Raw genomic sequence first — 15,418 nt, forward strand, 5'->3', positions numbered from 1 at the left:
CCTCGACCGTGGGTTGAGCCTTTCAACGCACGCGTACATAGGTTCCCGGTGCGGCTTCCAGCGGTGGGTATTTGGTGTTGCCCAGGGTCATCCGGGTTTCACGTCGGGCACCGGAGCGCGCCTGAATCCAGTCCAGCCACTGAGGCCACCAACTGCCATCGACGTGTTTGCCATCGTAGTACCAGGCTCGCGGGTCACTGCTCAGTTGTGGGTTCTCGACGTAATTGGCCTTGGGGTTGCCCGGAGGATTGATGATGCTCTGGATATGCCCGCTGTTGGAGAGCACGAAGCGTCGCTCACCTCCCAGCAGCAGCGTCGAACGGTACACCACGTCCCACGGGGTGATGTGGTCGTTTATGCCAGCCACGCTGAAACTGTCCACGGTCACCTTCTGCAGGTCGACTGGTGTGCCGCACACTTCCAGCGCCCCGGGACGGGTGAGCGGGTTGTGCTTGAAAAGGTCCAGCAGCTCACCGTGATAGGCCGCCGGCAGCCGCGTGGAGTCGTTGTTCCAGTAGAGAATGTCGAAGGCCGGCGGCTCTTTACCCAGCAGGTAATTGTTGATGAAGTAATTCCACACCAGATCGTTGGGCCGCATCCAGGCGAATACCCGGGCCATGTCACGACCCTCGAGGATGCCCTTCTGGTAGGACCGGCGCTTGGCGGCTTCGAGGGCCTGCTCATCGAGGAACAGGGTGGCCGCACTGTCGATCTCGCAGTCCAGCAGGCTCACCAGGTACGTGGCGCTGGCGACCCGGCGCAGTTGGCGCTTGGCTTGCAAATGGCCTTGCAGGGCGGCGATGGTCATGCCGCCGGCGCAAGCCCCCATCAGGTTGACTTCGCGAGCGCCAGTAATCGCCCGACAGACGTTCATGGCTGCTTCGGTCGCCTCCACGTAACTGGACAGGCCCCATTCGCGATGGCGCACATCCGGGTTGCGCCAACTGATGATGAACACCTGCAAGCCATTCTTCAGGGCGTATTGGACAAGGCTGTTGGAGGGGGTCAGGTCGAAAATATAGAACTTGTTGATCTGCGGCGGCACGATCAGCAACGGCTTGGCGTATTGCTTTTCGCTCATGGGCCGGTATTGGATCAGCTCCAGCATTTCATTGCGGAATACCACTGCACCGGGTGTGATTGCCAGGGTCTTGCCGACCTCGAAGGCGTGGGGCGTGACCTGCCGTGGCATTGCGTCGTTGTGCAGCAAGTCGTCGACCAGGTGACTGAGGCCGCGGATCAGGCTGGTGCCGCCGGAGTTGAAGAATTCCTTGACTGCCAGTGGGTTGAGCAAGGTGTTCGAGGGCGCCATGGCGTCGTTGAGCAAGGAGAAGGCGAAGTGCGCGCGTGCATGATCATCGGGCGTCATGTCGCAATCGTCGATCCAGCTCCTGACCTGCTTTTGCCAGCTCAGGTAGGCCTGCAGGCTACGACGGTAAAAGGGGTTGAGTTCCCAGGTGGGATCGGCGAAGCGCTTGTCCTTGGGGTTGGTGGGGTGCAGGGTTTCCCCCAGCAGCACGCGACCCAACTGGCTGCCCAGCTTCAGCGCGTGCCGGGCACTGTTCACCGGGTTGCGCAAGCCGTAGGCGGCAACGTCGCGCAAGGTGGACAGCAGGTCCCTGCCGCGCAGGCCGGTGACCGCACTTTGCGCATTGATGAAGCTGGCAGGGGCGGGTACGGAACCCTTCGCCGGTTTGTCGCGCATGAGTCAACTCCTTCATCATCAGGCCAAATACAAACACACCGAATCAGACAACATAGTCGCTGTTTCGGAAGTTGCGCGTCCCGGCGTCCTGCCAGGCGCGCTGGGCGTCAGCCCCCGCCCTGCGGCGTGGGATGCGGATGCATGACCGCACGCTGACGTTCTTCCTCCAGGAATTTCATGATGATGGGCGCCACAGCCTCGGCCCGGGTGATCAGGAAGAGGTGGCCGTCATCGATGATGTGCAGCTGGGAGTTGGGGATGCGCCAGGCCAGCATGCGCATGTTGATCAATGGGATCAGCGGATCGTCGTCGCCGGCCAGGATCAGGGTCGGCTGATGGATCTTGTGCAGCCAGTGGATACTGGTCCAGCCCAGGCCGGCAAACAGTTGCCAGTAATAACCGAGCTTGCCCGCCGAGCGGACCCTGGCCGCGTGGCTGGTCGCCAGGTTCGGGTCACGGCGGAACGAGCCGCCGTAGATCAGCGGCGCGATGCGCAGCACATGGGAAGGCTGAACGTAGCGCCTGGGGCTTGCCATCATCCACAGCACCTTCGGTTTGCCCGGCACCATCACCGCTCCGGCGGCCGTGGCCGCCAGGATCAGTTTCTTGCAGCGCTCCGGGTAGTCGTGGGCGAACTGCTGGGCCAGGGCGCCGCCCCATGACACACCCACCACGCTGACCTGCCCATAGTCGAGGTAATCGAGCATGCGCGCGGCAAGCTTTGCCAGGCCAGGAAAGCGATAGGGCCGGCTGGGTGTCGATGAACCGCCGACACCGGGCACATCGAAGGCGATGACTTCCAGGTCCGGGTCCAGGGCCTCGATGAACGGGAACACCAGCTCCAGGTTCGCGCCGATGCCGTTGAAAATCAGCAGCGGCGTCAAGTGAGGCTTGCCGGGACGTACCGCGGTGCGCAAGGTCTGGCCATCCAGGTCGACGGTACGGAAGATGTACGGTTGCGGCATGCTTCAAGCCCTGTGGGTTATGTCGCGATCTTTCATTTTTCCCCGATTCCTTGTGGGAGCGAGCCTGCTCGCGATGGCGTCGGGTCAGTCGGTATGGATTTGACTGGCCTGGCGCTATCGCGAGCAGGCTCGCTCCCACAGGGGATTTGCTGCGAGCATGGGATCGGGTCTGCAGCGAGCGGGTCCTGCATCAGATCAGGATATCGGCAGGCAAGTCCCATCCGTTACCGCTCATGCACATACGTGCCAGGTGCCGCTTCACCCGCCACGTAGGTCTTGTTGCCCAGAACGGTGGGCGCCTTTTTCAGTTTGCCCGAGCGCTCGGCCTGCCAGGCCTGCCAGTGCAGCCACCAGGAATCGGTGTGCTTGGTGGAGTTTTCCTGCCAGTCCTCGGCCTTGGCGGGCATGTCTTCGCTGGTCATGTAGCGCGACTTGGGATTGCCCGGCGGGTTGAGGATGCTCTGGATATGACCGCTGCTCGACAGCACGAAATCCACTTTGCCGCCGAACAGTTGCGCCGACTTGTAGCAGGACTTCCAGGGCGTGATGTGGTCGTTGGTGCCCGCCAGAGCAAAGATGTCGGCAGTGACCTGCTTGAGATCGATCGGCGTACCGCACACTTCCAGTGCATTGGGCCGGGTCAATGGGTTGGTCTTGAACATTTCGATGAGGTCGCCGTGGAACGCCGCCGGAAGCCGGGTGGTGTCGTTGTTCCAGAAGAGGATGTCGAATACCGGCGGCTCGTTGCCCAGCAGGTAGTTGTTGACCCAGTAGTTCCAGATCAGGTCGTTGGGGCGCATCCAGGCGAAGACCTTGGCCATGTCGCGGCCTTCGAGCACACCCGCCTGGTAGGAATGACGCCGGGCCGCTTCGAGGGTCTGCTCGTCGACGAACAGTGCCACGTCAGTGTCCAGGGTGGTGTCGAGCACGCTCACCAACAGGGTCAGGGCGTTGACTTTCTTCTCGCCGAGGGCGGCGTAATGGCCCAGCAGCGCGGTGCAGGTGATGCCACCCGAACAGGCTCCCAGCATGTTCACGTCCTTGCTGCCGGTGATGGCCGTGACCACATCCACCGCTTCCTTGAGCGCCTCGATGTAGGTCGACAGGCCCCACTCGCGCTGGTCTTTGGTGGGGTTGCGCCAGCTGACGATGAAAGTCTGCACATTGCTGCGCAGGCAGAAGCGCGCCAGGCTCTTGTCCGGGCTCAGGTCGAATACATAGAACTTGTTGATCTGCGGCGGAACCACCAGCAGCGGTCGCTCATGGACCTGCTCGGTGATGGGACGGTACTGGATCAGCTCCAGCACGTCGTTGCGAAACACCACGGCACCTTCGGTCACGCCCAGGCTCTTGCCGACTTCGAAGGCGCCCATGTCCACCTGGCTCGGCATCCCCCCGTTGTGCACCAGGTCCTTGGCCAGGTGGGACAGGCCGTCCAGCAGGCTCTTGCCGCCGGTTTCGAAGAAGCGCTTGACCGCCGCCGGGTTGGCCGCCGAGTTGGTCGGCGACATGGCTTCGGTCATCAGGTTGATCACGAAATGCCCACGGCTGATGTCCTGGGGCGGCAGGTTGCTGTCATCGATCCAGGCGTGCAGTTCCTTGCGCCAGGCCAGGTAGGTCTGCATGTAGCGCTTGTAGAGCGGGTTCTGGCTCCATGCCGGATCATTGAAGCGGCGGTCATCGGCGGCTGGTTGCAGCTCGGACTTGCCGAACAGGACGTTCTTGAGCTCGGCACCGAAATGGGCGACGTGCCTAGCGCTGTGCAGCGGTTGCTTGAGGGTCTGGGTCAGTACCATGCGAGCAGAGGCCAGCAGGTCTTTTCTGCGCAAGCCGACGACGGGATTCAACCCCAGGGTATTTTCCGAGGCTTGGTACTTCAGGTCATCGTTGTTCTTGTTGCTCATCTACGACGCTCCATTGTCAGACGAGTACCGGGACCGTGCCGCAAAGCCACACAGCCAATACCAGGTACGCTGCTCGGGTGACCGTTAATTCCGCATCGTGGCCAATGAGGAAACATGTGCAAGGGAACTCGCAGGTTCCTTTGCAGGGAACTTGCCAGCTCCATTGGTTACCCGAGTTTAATTTTTTTCGCAAGCAGGCCAGTCATTGACCTTGCCGGGTGGACATTCAAACAGATGAGTCTAGAAAATTCGCCCTAAAGCGCCAGCCCTTGAGCTAGAGCATCAGCTTGACGACGGACTCGCTGGGGTCGCGGGTTTTTCCGGCGGCCTTGAGCTCGGCAAGATAATCGCTCCACAAGTCGTCCTGGCGCACTGCCAACTGGTACAGGTACTCCCAGGTGAACAGTCCGCTGTCATGACCGTCGTCGAAGGTCAATTTCAGTGCGTACTGGCCGGCGGGTTCGATCTTGGACAAACCGACGTTGAGCTTGCCGTATTGCAGGATGGGCTTGCCGTGGCCCTGGACCTCGGCGGAAGGCGAATGCACCCGCAGGAATTCGGCGGGCAGGTGGTACTCCTCGTCCGGCGCGTATTTCAGCGTCAGGGTCTTCGAAGCTTTGTGCAGATTGATGGCGGTGGGGAGTTTGGTCATGGCCTGTGGTCCGTAGCTGAAAGAACCCTGATCTACGCAGCGACACCGTCAGATGTGGGAGCGAGCCTGCTCGCGAAGGCGCAGTGTCAGCCAACAATGATGTGACTGATACCCCGCTTTCGCGAGCAGGCTCGCTCCCACACGGAACTGCGCATGCCTGTAGTGATGAGTTACAGGATATACCGCGACAGGTCTTCGTTCTGCGCCAATTCACCCAGGTGGCTGTTGACGTACTCGGCGTCGATGAGGATCGGCGCTTCGTCATGTTTGCTCGCCAGGTCACCGGCGCTGAACGACACTTCCTCGAGCAGTCGCTCAAGCAGCGTGTGCAGGCGGCGAGCACCGATGTTCTCGGTCTTCTCGTTGACCTGCCAGGCGATCTGCGCCAGGCGCTTGATGCCTTCTGGCGTGAACTCGATGTTCAGGCCTTCGGTCTTGAGCAGTGCGCAGTACTGTTCGGTCAGGGAGGCATGGGGCTCGCTCAGGATGCGTTCGAAGTCTTCCGGCGACAGCGCCTTGAGCTCCACACGGATCGGCAGGCGGCCTTGCAGTTCCGGCACCAGGTCACTTGGCTTGCTCAGGTGGAACGCGCCGGAGGCGATGAACAGGATATGGTCGGTCTTGACCATGCCCAGCTTGGTGTTGACCGTACAACCTTCGATCAGCGGCAGCAGGTCCCGTTGCACGCCCTCACGGGAGACGTCGGCACCGCCGACATTGCCACGCTTGGCAACCTTGTCGATTTCGTCGATGAACACGATGCCGTGCTGTTCGACGGCCTCCAGGGCCTTGGCCTTCAGTTCTTCCTCGTTGACCAGGCGGCTGGCCTCTTCATCGCGCACCAGTTTCAGCGCTTCCTTGACCTTCAGCTTGCGGCTTTTCTTCTTGCCCTTGCCCATGTTGGCGAACAGGCTCTGCAACTGGTTGGTCATCTCTTCCATGCCCGGCGGCGCGGAAATGTCGACGCCGGACATTTCGGCCACTTCGATCTCGATTTCCTTGTCGTCCAACTGGCCTTCGCGCAGACGCTTGCGGAACAGTTGGCGGGTGTTGGAGTCCTGGGTCGCGGCGGAGTCGGCATTGAAACCCATGCGCGCCGGTGGCAGCAGGGCATCGAGGATGCGTTCTTCGGCCGCGTCTTCGGCGCGGTGGCGGACCTTGGTGATTTCCTGTTCGCGCAGCAGCTTGATGGCGGCGTCGGCCAGGTCGCGGATGATCGACTCGACGTCACGGCCGACATAGCCGACTTCGGTGAACTTGGTGGCCTCGACCTTGATGAACGGGGCGTTGGCGAGTTTCGCCAGGCGACGGGCGATCTCGGTTTTACCGACACCGGTCGGGCCGATCATCAGGATGTTCTTGGGGGTCACTTCGACGCGCAGCTCTTCGGGCAGCTGCATCCGGCGCCAGCGGTTACGCAGGGCGATGGCGACGGCGCGCTTGGCATCGTCCTGGCCGATGATGTGGCGGTTGAGTTCGTGGACGATTTCGCGGGGAGTCATGGACATAGTAGTTGGCGGTCCTCAAGCAAGAATGAGCCGGGGTACGGGCTTCATTCTGCGAGATCCTGCTCCTCAATGGTTTGGGTATGGTTGGTGAAGACACAGATGTCGCCGGCAATGCCCAGGGCGGTCTCGACGATTTCACGGGCCGACAGGTCGGTCTTCTTCAGCAGCGCACTGGCGGCGGCCTGGGCGTAGGCGCCCCCGGAACCCATGGCGATCAGGCCGTCTTCGGGCTCAACCACATCGCCGTTGCCGGTGATGATCAGGGAGGCGTCCTTGTTGGCGACCGCCAGCATGGCTTCGAGGCGGCTGAGGGAACGGTCGGTGCGCCACTCCTTGGCCAGCTCAACGGCGGCCCGAACCAGATGGCCCTGGTGTTTTTCCAACTGGCCTTCGAAGCGCTCGAACAAGGTAAAAGCGTCGGCAGTGGCCCCGGCGAAGCCGGCGATTACCTGGCCGTGATACAGGCGGCGGACTTTCTTCGCATTGCCTTTCATCACGGTATTGCCCAGTGAAACCTGGCCGTCGCCGCCCATGACGACTTTGCCATGACGGCGGACTGAAACGATGGTGGTCAAGGGAAGAGTCTCCACGCAGCGGGGCGAAAATGCCCGGATGAAAACTCATATGGGGGTGACGTGGGGTTTTTCAACTGCGGCGTGGGCGAGAGGACGGGTGGTCTCTTACTGATCGTGCCCACGCTCCGCGTGGGCATGCAGCCCGTGACGCTCCGCGTCACTGGACGCGGAGCGTCCCCTGAGGCGTTCCCACGCGGAGCGTGGGAACGATCAGTAGGCTACTAGCGGCTCTGGCGTTGTTGTAACAACAGGTTGCTAAAGCCGCTGCTGGCCAGTTGTTTCTGCGCCTTGGTCAGTTCCTCGCGGTTGCTGAACGGGCCGACCATGACCCGATACCAGGTTTCGTCCTTCACGGTCCCGGACTCCACCGACACGGATTGGCCCTGCAAGATGATCTGCGCCCGGACCTTGTCGGCGTCGGCTTCCTTGCGGAACGAACCGGCTTGCAGGAAGAACTTCGTCACCGGCGCGGCTTTCTGCACGGGTGGCGCCGGTGGCGGCGTGATGCCAGCCAGGGCCGCCTGGGCGCGGGCGGTGTCGATCTTCGCGGCTTCGGCCGGCGTGACCGGCGTGGCGGGCACTTGTGGCGTCGGCAGGGTTTTTTCCGGTACCGCATCAGGCGGCACGATGACTTCCGACTCCGGCAGCAGGGTGTAGAAGTCGTATTTCGGCTTCACCGGTTGCGTCGGGCTCGGCGGAGTCTTGTTGGCCTCGGCGATGCGCGTGGCTTTCTGCTGCTCCTGGCGAACGCGCTTGACGTCATCGCCCTGGCCCGGCTCCAGCTTCATCAGGAACACGATGAAGGCGCCGACGCTCAGGCCGATCGCCATCCACAACCAGCCCGGAATCGGCTTCTTGGCCGGGGCCTGGTAACGACTGGCGCCGCGTTTGGGTGCAGGTTTTTTCTTGGCAGCCAACTTACATGCGCTCCAGCGTTTCCAGGCCCAGCAGTTCCAGGCCTTGCTTGAGGGTGCGTCCGGTCAGCGCGGCGAGGCGCAGGCGGCTCTGCATTTGCTCCGGGGTGTCGGCGCTGAGGATCGGGCAGTTCTCGTAGAAGCTGGAGAACAGACCGGCCACGTCATACAGGTACGCGCACAGGGTGTGGGGTGTGCCCTTGTCGGCGACGTTGTTCAGCACTTCGCCGAACTGCGCCAACCTCGCTGCCAGTTCCTGTTCGTGAGCCGCCTCCAGCACAATCCGGCCATCCACCTCGTCGAAGCTTTTGCCGAGCTTGCGGAACACGCCTGCCACGCGGGTGTACGCGTACAGCAGGTACGGCGCGGTGTTACCTTCGAAATTGAGCATCAGGTCGAAGTTGAAGCTGTAGTCGCTGGTGCGGTGCTTGGACAGGTCGGCGTACTTCACCGCGTCGATGCCCACAACTTTGGCGATCTGGCGCAGTTCGTCCTCGGCCAGGTCCGGGTTCTTGCCCTTGACCAGGGTGTAGGCGCGCTCCTGGGCTTCGGTCAGCAGGTCGATCAATTTCACCGTGCCGCCGTCGCGGGTCTTGAACGGACGGCCATCGGCACCGTTCATGGTACCGAAGCCCATGTGCTCCATTTCCATCGGGCGAGGTACGAAGCCGGCCAGGCGGGCCACTTCGAACACTTGCTGGAAGTGCAGGGCCTGACGCTGGTCGACGAAGTACAGGACCCGGTCCGCCTTCAGCACGCTGTTGCGATAGCGCACGGCCGCCAGGTCAGTGGTGGCGTAGAGGTAGCCGCCGTCGGCCTTGACGATGATCACCGGCAGAGGTTCGCCGTCGGCGGTCTTGAACTGGTCGAGGAACACGCACTGGGCGCCGTTGCTCTCTACCAGCAAGCCCTTGGCCCGAAGGTCGTTGACCACATTGATCAGGTCGTCGTTGTAGGCGCTTTCGCCCATCACGTCGGCCATGGTCAGCTTGACGTTCAGCAGTTCGTAGATTTTCTGGCAGTGGGACAGGGAGATGTCCTTGAACTTGCTCCACAGGGCCAGGCACTCGGCATCGCCGGCCTGCAACTTGACCACCAGGCCACGGGCGCGGTCAGCGAACTCCGGCGACTCGTCGAAGCGTTGCTTGGCGGCGCGGTAGAAGTTCTCCAGGTCCGAAAGTTCGTCGCTGGTGATTGGGTTTTCCTGCAGATAGGCCATCAGCATGCCGAACTGAGTGCCCCAGTCGCCGACGTGGTTCTGCCGGATCACGGTGTCGCCCAGGAACTCCAGGACCCGGGCCACGCCATCGCCGATGATGGTCGAGCGCAGGTGGCCGACGTGCATTTCCTTGGCGAGATTCGGCGCGGACAGGTCGACCACGGTGCGTTGCAACGGGCCGGCTTTGCGCACGCCGAGGCGTTCGTCGGCCAGGGCGGCGTCCAGGCGCGAGGCCAGGGCCTGGGTATTCTGGAAAAAGTTGATGAACCCGGGGCCGGCGATGTCTGCCTTGGTGACGTTTTCGTCAGCCGGCAGCGCAGCGATGATTTTCTCGGCCAGGTCCCGTGGTTTCATTCCGGCCGGTTTTGCCAGCATCATTGCGATGTTGCTGGCAAAGTCGCCATGGGTCTTGTCGCGGGTGTTTTCGACCTGAATCGCCGGCGACAGGCCTTCTGGCAACACACCTTCAGCGACGAGTTGGGTGATGGCTTGCTGGATGAGCTGGCGAATGGTGTCTTTCATGGTCTTCTCTTTCAACCGCAGGCGCGGCGGCGCTTCGATGCGCTGGTGGAAAAACTGGGCATTATCCGTGGGGAAGACGGGCTTGCCAACTGTAGCGGGTCGGTTGGGGGCCGGTGGTGACTATTCGGACGCCATCGCGAGCAGGCTCGCTCCCACATTGGAATGCGATTTCCTGTGGGAGCGAGCCTGCTCCGGGCGGCGATATTCCATTCAGTACAAATCCACCGGATCCACATCCAGCGACCAGCGTACCGCTCGTCCGCTGGGCATCTGTTCCAGTACCAGCAGCCAGGCGCTCAGTAGGCGATGTAGTGGCGCCCGGGCATTGGCTTGCAACAAGAGTTGCGCCCGATAGCGCCCCGCGCGTCGTTCCATCGGCGCTGGTACCGGGCCCAGTAACTCGATTCCGCTCAGGTTCTGCTCGGCCAGCAGGCGCTCGGCCTCGCTGCAGGCGTCGTCAAGAAAGCCTTCGGCCTGCCCCGGCTTGTGGGCTTCGGCCCGCAACAGCGCCAGATGGGCAAACGGCGGCAGGCCGGCGCTGCGGCGTTCGCTCAAGGCTTGCTCGGCGAAGGCGAAGTAGCCTTGCTCGGTCAGTTGTATCAGCAGCGGGTGGTCCGCCAGGTGGGTCTGGATAATCACCTTGCCCGGCTCTTCGGCCCGCCCGGCCCGGCCGGCAACCTGGACGATCAGTTGCGCCATGCGTTCGCTGGCGCGGAAATCCCCGGAGAACAGCCCGCCGTCGGCGTCCAGGATCGACACCAGCGTCACCCGGGGGAAGTGGTGTCCTTTGGCGAGCATCTGTGTGCCCACCAGGATGCAGGGCTGGCCCTTCTGGATCGTGGTGAACAACTGGTTCATCGCGTCCTTGCGCGACGTGCTGTCACGATCCACCCGCAGCACCGGGTAATCGGGAAAGAGAATGCCCAGGCGCTCTTCGGCGCGTTCGGTGCCGGCGCCCACCGGACGCAAGTCCACCTTGCCGCATTGCGGGCAATGCCTCGGTACTCGCTCGGTGTGGCCGCAGTGGTGGCAACGCAGCTCGCCGTAGCGTTGATGCACTGTCATCCGCGCGTCGCAGCGTTCGCAGCCGGACATCCAGCCACAGTCATGGCACAGCAGGGTCGGGGCGAACCCGCGGCGGTTGAGAAACACCAGGACCTGCTGGCCTGCGGCCAGGGTCTGGCCGATGGCTTGCTGCATCGGCCCGGAAATACCGCTGTCCAGTGGACGACTCTTTACGTCCAGGCGCAGGAACCGCGGCTGTTTGGCACCGCCGGCCCGTTCGTTCAGGCGCAGGAGCCCATAGCGACCGGTGTAGGCGTTGTGCAGGCTCTCCAGGGAGGGCGTCGCCGAGCCGAGGACAATGGGAATGTCCTCCTGGCGGGCCCGCACCAGGGCCAGGTCGCGGGCGTGGTAGCGCAGGCCTTCCTGCTGTTTATACGAGCCGTCGTGTTCTTCGTCGATGATAATCAGCCCGGGGTTCTTCATCGGCGTGAAGAGGGCCGAGCGGGTGCCGATGATGATATCGGCCTCGCCGTCCCGGGCGGCCAGCCAGGCTTCCAGGCGTTCGCGGTCATTGACCGCCGAATGCACCAGGGCGATCCGGGCGTTGAAACGCTGTTCGAAACGCGCGAGGGTCTGTGGACCGAGGTTGATTTCCGGAATCAGCACCAGGGCCTGCTTGCCCGCTTCCAGGGTCTGGCGGATGAGCTGAAGATAGACTTCGGTCTTGCCGCTGCCGGTGACGCCCGCCAGCAGAAAGGCGTGATAACTGTCGAAGCCGGCGCGGATCGCTTCGCAAGCCGCTCGCTGTTCGGCATTGAGCGGCAGTTCCGGCTGGGCCAGCCAATGTTCATGACGGGCGCCCGGGGCATGCCGGCGGACTTCCACCTGGACCAGGTCCTTGGCCAGCAGCAGGTCGAGGCTGTCCTTGCTGAGCATCAGCTTGCTCAGCAACTGATGCGCCACGCCGTGGGGATGCTGGGCAAGCGTCGCCAGGGCTTCGCGTTGACGGGGCGCGCGGGCGATGCGCGGGTCATCCAGCGAAGCCCCCGGTGCCACCGACCAGAACCGCTCCTGGCGTGCTTCGGCCGGTTCGCCCTGGCGCAGCAACACCGGCAACGCCCAACTCAGGGTGTCGCCGAGGCTGTGCTGGTAATACTGGGCGGTCCACAGGCACAGCTTGAACAACGAGGCCGGCAGCGGCGGCGTGGCATCGAGCAGCGCCAGGGCGGGCTTGAGCTTGTCGGCGGGGACCTCGCTGTGGTCGGTGACTTCCACCAGAATGCCGATCATTTCCCGCCGACCGAACGGCACCCGCAAGCGCATGCCCGGTTGCAGCCGGGCACGCGGGACTCCGGCCGGGGCGCGATAGTCGAACAGGCGGCGCAGGGGCGAAGGCAGGGCGAGGCGCAGGATGGCGTCGGGCACGCGGGGATCTCGATAGCAAATCAGAAGGGCTGGGTGCACCCTGTGGGAGCGAGCCTGCTCCGGGCGGCGATCCGACGATAGCGGTGGTTCAGCAACCTGCACAGTGACTGACACGCCGCCATCGTCGGATCGCCGCCCGGAGCAGGCTCGCTCCCACAGTTGAGGTCGGGAGCCTAGCAGACGGTTGGTACAAGGCATAGCTTGCGTCATCGTCGATGTCTGGTAGAATCCGCGCCCTAATTACGTGCGGTATTCAACAATAGTGTTGGGTGGCGGCACGCTAGCCTGAGGAAAACACCATGAAAGCCGATATCCATCCGGAATACCCAGCCATTGCTGTAACCTGCAGCTGCGGCAACAAGTTCGAAACCCGTTCGACCTACGGCAAAGCCCTGGCGATCGACGTTTGCAACGAATGCCACCCGTTCTACACCGGTAAGCAAAAGACTCTGGATACCGGTGGTCGCGTTCAGAAGTTCGCAGACCGTTTCGGTGCTTTCGGCGCCAAAAAGGCCTGAGACTGATCATTTTGGCGTGTCGTTTCGACGGCTGCGAAGTGATGAAAAAGGCGTCCCTTGTGGGCGCCTTTTTTGTGTCCGCGATTTGGCTGAGCGGCGCCCAGGCCTTCTGCCCCGCACCGACGGGCGCGACCGAGGTGGTGGTCCGGCGGGTGGTGGATGGCGATACCCTGCGCCTGACAGATGGTCGCAGCGTGCGCTTGATCGGCCTCAATACACCTGAGCTGGGTCGGCAGGGGCGTTCCGACGAGCCCTTTGCCGTTGCGGCCCGCCGTCGCCTGGAAGCCTTGGTGGCCGCCAGTGGCGGGCGCGTAGGGTTGGTTCCCGGCAGGGAGGGCAAGGATCGCTACGGTCGGGCACTGGCCCATGCCTATGGTGCCGATGGACGCAATCTCGAAGCGCAGATGCTCGCCGAGGGCCTGGGCTTTCAGGTGGCGGTGGCACCGAATGTCGGGTTGGCCGATTGTCAGCGGGCCGCCGAACGCCAGGCGCGGGAAGCGCGTCTCGGCCTGTGGAAGCGTTCACCCGTGCTCAAGACCGGGCAGGTCAAGGCGTCCGGTTTCGCAGTGCTGAGCGGGCGCGTCAGCGCAGTCAGGCGCAATCGTGGTGGTGTTTGGCTGCAATTGGATAATTCGGTTGTATTGCGCATTGCGCCCAATCTGCTGGAACGCTTCGATATGGCTTCGCTCGAGCGCCTTGTCGGCAAGCAGGTCGAGGCGCGTGGCTGGGTGGTCGAGCGGTCTCGCCGTGGGAACGCGGGGCAGGGGCAAGGCCGCTGGCTACTGCCGCTGACCGATCCGGCGATGCTGAGTCCGATGTCGGGATAAAAAATTGTAGACATTTTTTCTGTTGATTGTATGCATCGAGCCCTTGTGTTTCGTGGCCCTTGGCCCAAAGTCGTAGGGCAGGGCGCTTGACAGCGGTGACCGGTCAGTCTTGTAGGGACTTTGCGAGGCGCGTATCCTCGGCGGTCCGTCTGTCCAACACAGTAAAAAGCGGAATGCCCACATGTCTGATCTGAAAACTGCCGCTCTCGAATATCACGCTCATCCTCGTCCAGGAAAGCTGAGTGTCGAGCTCACCAAGGCCACCGCTACTGCCCGCGATCTGTCGCTGGCCTACAGCCCCGGCGTAGCCGAGCCAGTCCGCGAAATCGCTCGCGACCCTGAACTGGCCTACCGATACACCGGCAAGGGCAACCTGGTTGCAGTCATTTCCGATGGCACCGCGATTCTCGGCCTGGGTGACCTGGGTCCATTGGCCTCCAAGCCGGTCATGGAAGGCAAGGGCGTCCTGTTCAAGCGTTTCGCCGGTATCGACGTGTTCGACATCGAAGTCGACTCCGAAAGCCCGCAAGCCTTCATCGACACCGTCAAGCGCATCTCCATCACCTTTGGAGGCATCAACCTGGAAGACATCAAGGCGCCTGAGTGCTTTGAAATCGAACGCGCGCTGATCGAACAGTGCGACATTCCGGTGTTCCACGATGACCAGCACGGTACCGCAATCGTGACCGCGGCCGGCATGATCAACGCCCTGGAAATCGCTGGCAAAACCTTGCCGGAAGCCAAGATCGTCTGCCTGGGCGCCGGTGCTGCGGCCATCTCCTGCATGAAATTGCTGGTGAGCATGGGCGCGAAGATCGAAAACATCTTCATGATCGACCGTACCGGTGTGATCCATTCCGGTCGTAGCGACCTGAACCAGTACAAGGCTGTCTTCGCTCACGCGACCGACAAGCGCACCCTGGCGGACGCATTGGACGGCGCTGACGTATTCGTCGGTCTGTCGGGTCCGAACCTGCTGAGCCCGGAAAACCTGCTGCGCATGGCGCCGAACCCGATCGTGTTCGCCTGCTCGAACCCGGATCCGGAAATCGCTCCGGAACTGGCTCACGCCACTCGCAACGACGTGATCATGGCGACTGGTCGTTCGGACTACCCGAACCAGGTCAACAACGTACTGGGCTTCCCATTCATCTTCCGTGGTGCCCTGGACGTTCGCGCCAAGCGCATCAACGAAGAGATGAAAGTCGCGGCGGCCAACGCCCTGCGCGAACTGGCCAAGCTGCCGGTGCCTCAGGAAGTCTGCGACGCCTACGGCGGCATCAAGCTGGAATTCGGTCGTGAATACATCATTCCGAAGCCAATGGACGCCCGCCTGATCACCCTCATCTCCGACGCCGTGGCCAAGGCCGCGATCGAGACTGGCGTGGCAACCCTGCCGTACCCGAAAAACTACCCACTCAAGAGCGTGGATGATGTGTTCAACGGCTAAACCGTTGTAACGCCTCAACGAAAAACCCCGGCTCCTGTGAGCCGGGGTTTTTTATTGATCGTTCCCACGCTCTGCGTGGGAATGTGACCTGGGACGCTCCGCGTTCCATCAAGAGTCGAACGCGGAGCGTCCGTAGAGGCGTTCCCACGCAGGAGCGTGGGAACGATCACACCTTGAGGGCGCCATCGCGAGCAGGCTCGCTCCCACATTGATCGTTCCCACGCTCTGC

Annotated in this window: 12 protein-coding genes; 3 read left to right on the top strand and 9 right to left on the bottom strand. The window is 62.5% G+C overall.

What is annotated here, in order from left to right; genetic code table 11:
- Positions 1–22: 22 nt before the first annotated feature.
- From phaC (PCOSP_RS01960) to PCOSP_RS02000, 9 genes are all read right to left on the bottom strand, one after another.
- Positions 23–1,705: a class II poly(R)-hydroxyalkanoic acid synthase gene (gene phaC, locus PCOSP_RS01960; protein ID WP_464710197.1), complete on the bottom strand. Its 1,683-nt coding sequence runs from the start codon at positions 1,703–1,705 to the stop codon at positions 23–25.
- 107 nt (positions 1,706–1,812) lie between these two features.
- On the bottom strand, positions 1,813–2,670 hold the full coding sequence (gene phaZ, locus PCOSP_RS01965) for a poly(3-hydroxyalkanoate) depolymerase (protein WP_139646491.1): 858 nt from the start codon (positions 2,668–2,670) through the stop codon (positions 1,813–1,815).
- Positions 2,671–2,894: 224 nt separating this feature from the next.
- A complete protein-coding gene (gene phaC, locus PCOSP_RS01970; protein ID WP_175361858.1) occupies positions 2,895–4,574 on the bottom strand; it encodes a class II poly(R)-hydroxyalkanoic acid synthase in 1,680 nt (559 codons plus the stop codon).
- Positions 4,575–4,848: 274 nt separating this feature from the next.
- Entirely contained in the window at positions 4,849–5,226 is a 378-nt protein-coding gene (locus PCOSP_RS01975; protein WP_024779918.1) for a gamma-butyrobetaine hydroxylase family protein, read from the bottom strand.
- A 170-nt stretch (positions 5,227–5,396) separates the two neighbouring features.
- Positions 5,397–6,734, bottom strand: a complete 1,338-nt coding sequence (gene hslU, locus PCOSP_RS01980) for an ATP-dependent protease ATPase subunit HslU (RefSeq protein WP_139646495.1) — start codon at positions 6,732–6,734, stop codon at positions 5,397–5,399.
- A 44-nt stretch (positions 6,735–6,778) separates the two neighbouring features.
- On the bottom strand, positions 6,779–7,309 hold the full coding sequence (gene hslV, locus PCOSP_RS01985) for an ATP-dependent protease subunit HslV (protein WP_003186641.1): 531 nt from the start codon (positions 7,307–7,309) through the stop codon (positions 6,779–6,781).
- Positions 7,310–7,530: 221 nt separating this feature from the next.
- Positions 7,531–8,226 carry an SPOR domain-containing protein gene (locus tag PCOSP_RS01990; RefSeq protein WP_041024763.1) on the bottom strand — a complete coding sequence of 232 codons (696 nt, stop codon included), beginning with the start codon at positions 8,224–8,226 and terminating at the stop codon, positions 7,531–7,533.
- A gap of 1 nt (position 8,227) precedes the next feature.
- Entirely contained in the window at positions 8,228–9,964 is a 1,737-nt protein-coding gene (argS, locus tag PCOSP_RS01995; protein ID WP_139646497.1) for an arginine--tRNA ligase, read from the bottom strand.
- 210 nt (positions 9,965–10,174) lie between these two features.
- Entirely contained in the window at positions 10,175–12,394 is a 2,220-nt protein-coding gene (locus tag PCOSP_RS02000) for a primosomal protein N' (RefSeq protein ID WP_175384596.1), read from the bottom strand.
- A 299-nt stretch (positions 12,395–12,693) separates the two neighbouring features.
- On the opposite strand from PCOSP_RS02000, the gene rpmE reads away from it, so the two are divergent.
- The 3 genes from rpmE (at position 12,694) to PCOSP_RS02015 (ending at position 15,189) form a co-directional block, all read left to right on the top strand.
- On the top strand, positions 12,694–12,912 hold the full coding sequence (gene rpmE, locus PCOSP_RS02005) for a 50S ribosomal protein L31 (RefSeq protein WP_024779913.1): 219 nt from the start codon (positions 12,694–12,696) through the stop codon (positions 12,910–12,912).
- A 41-nt stretch (positions 12,913–12,953) separates the two neighbouring features.
- Positions 12,954–13,739 carry a thermonuclease family protein gene (locus PCOSP_RS02010; RefSeq protein WP_464710198.1) on the top strand — a complete coding sequence of 262 codons (786 nt, stop codon included), beginning with the start codon at positions 12,954–12,956 and terminating at the stop codon, positions 13,737–13,739.
- A gap of 181 nt (positions 13,740–13,920) precedes the next feature.
- Positions 13,921–15,189 carry a malic enzyme-like NAD(P)-binding protein gene (locus PCOSP_RS02015; protein WP_139646501.1) on the top strand — a complete coding sequence of 423 codons (1,269 nt, stop codon included), beginning with the start codon at positions 13,921–13,923 and terminating at the stop codon, positions 15,187–15,189.
- Positions 15,190–15,418 lie beyond the last annotated feature (229 nt).

The sequence above is a fragment of the Pseudomonas sp. MAFF 730105 genome, from assembly GCF_055380705.1.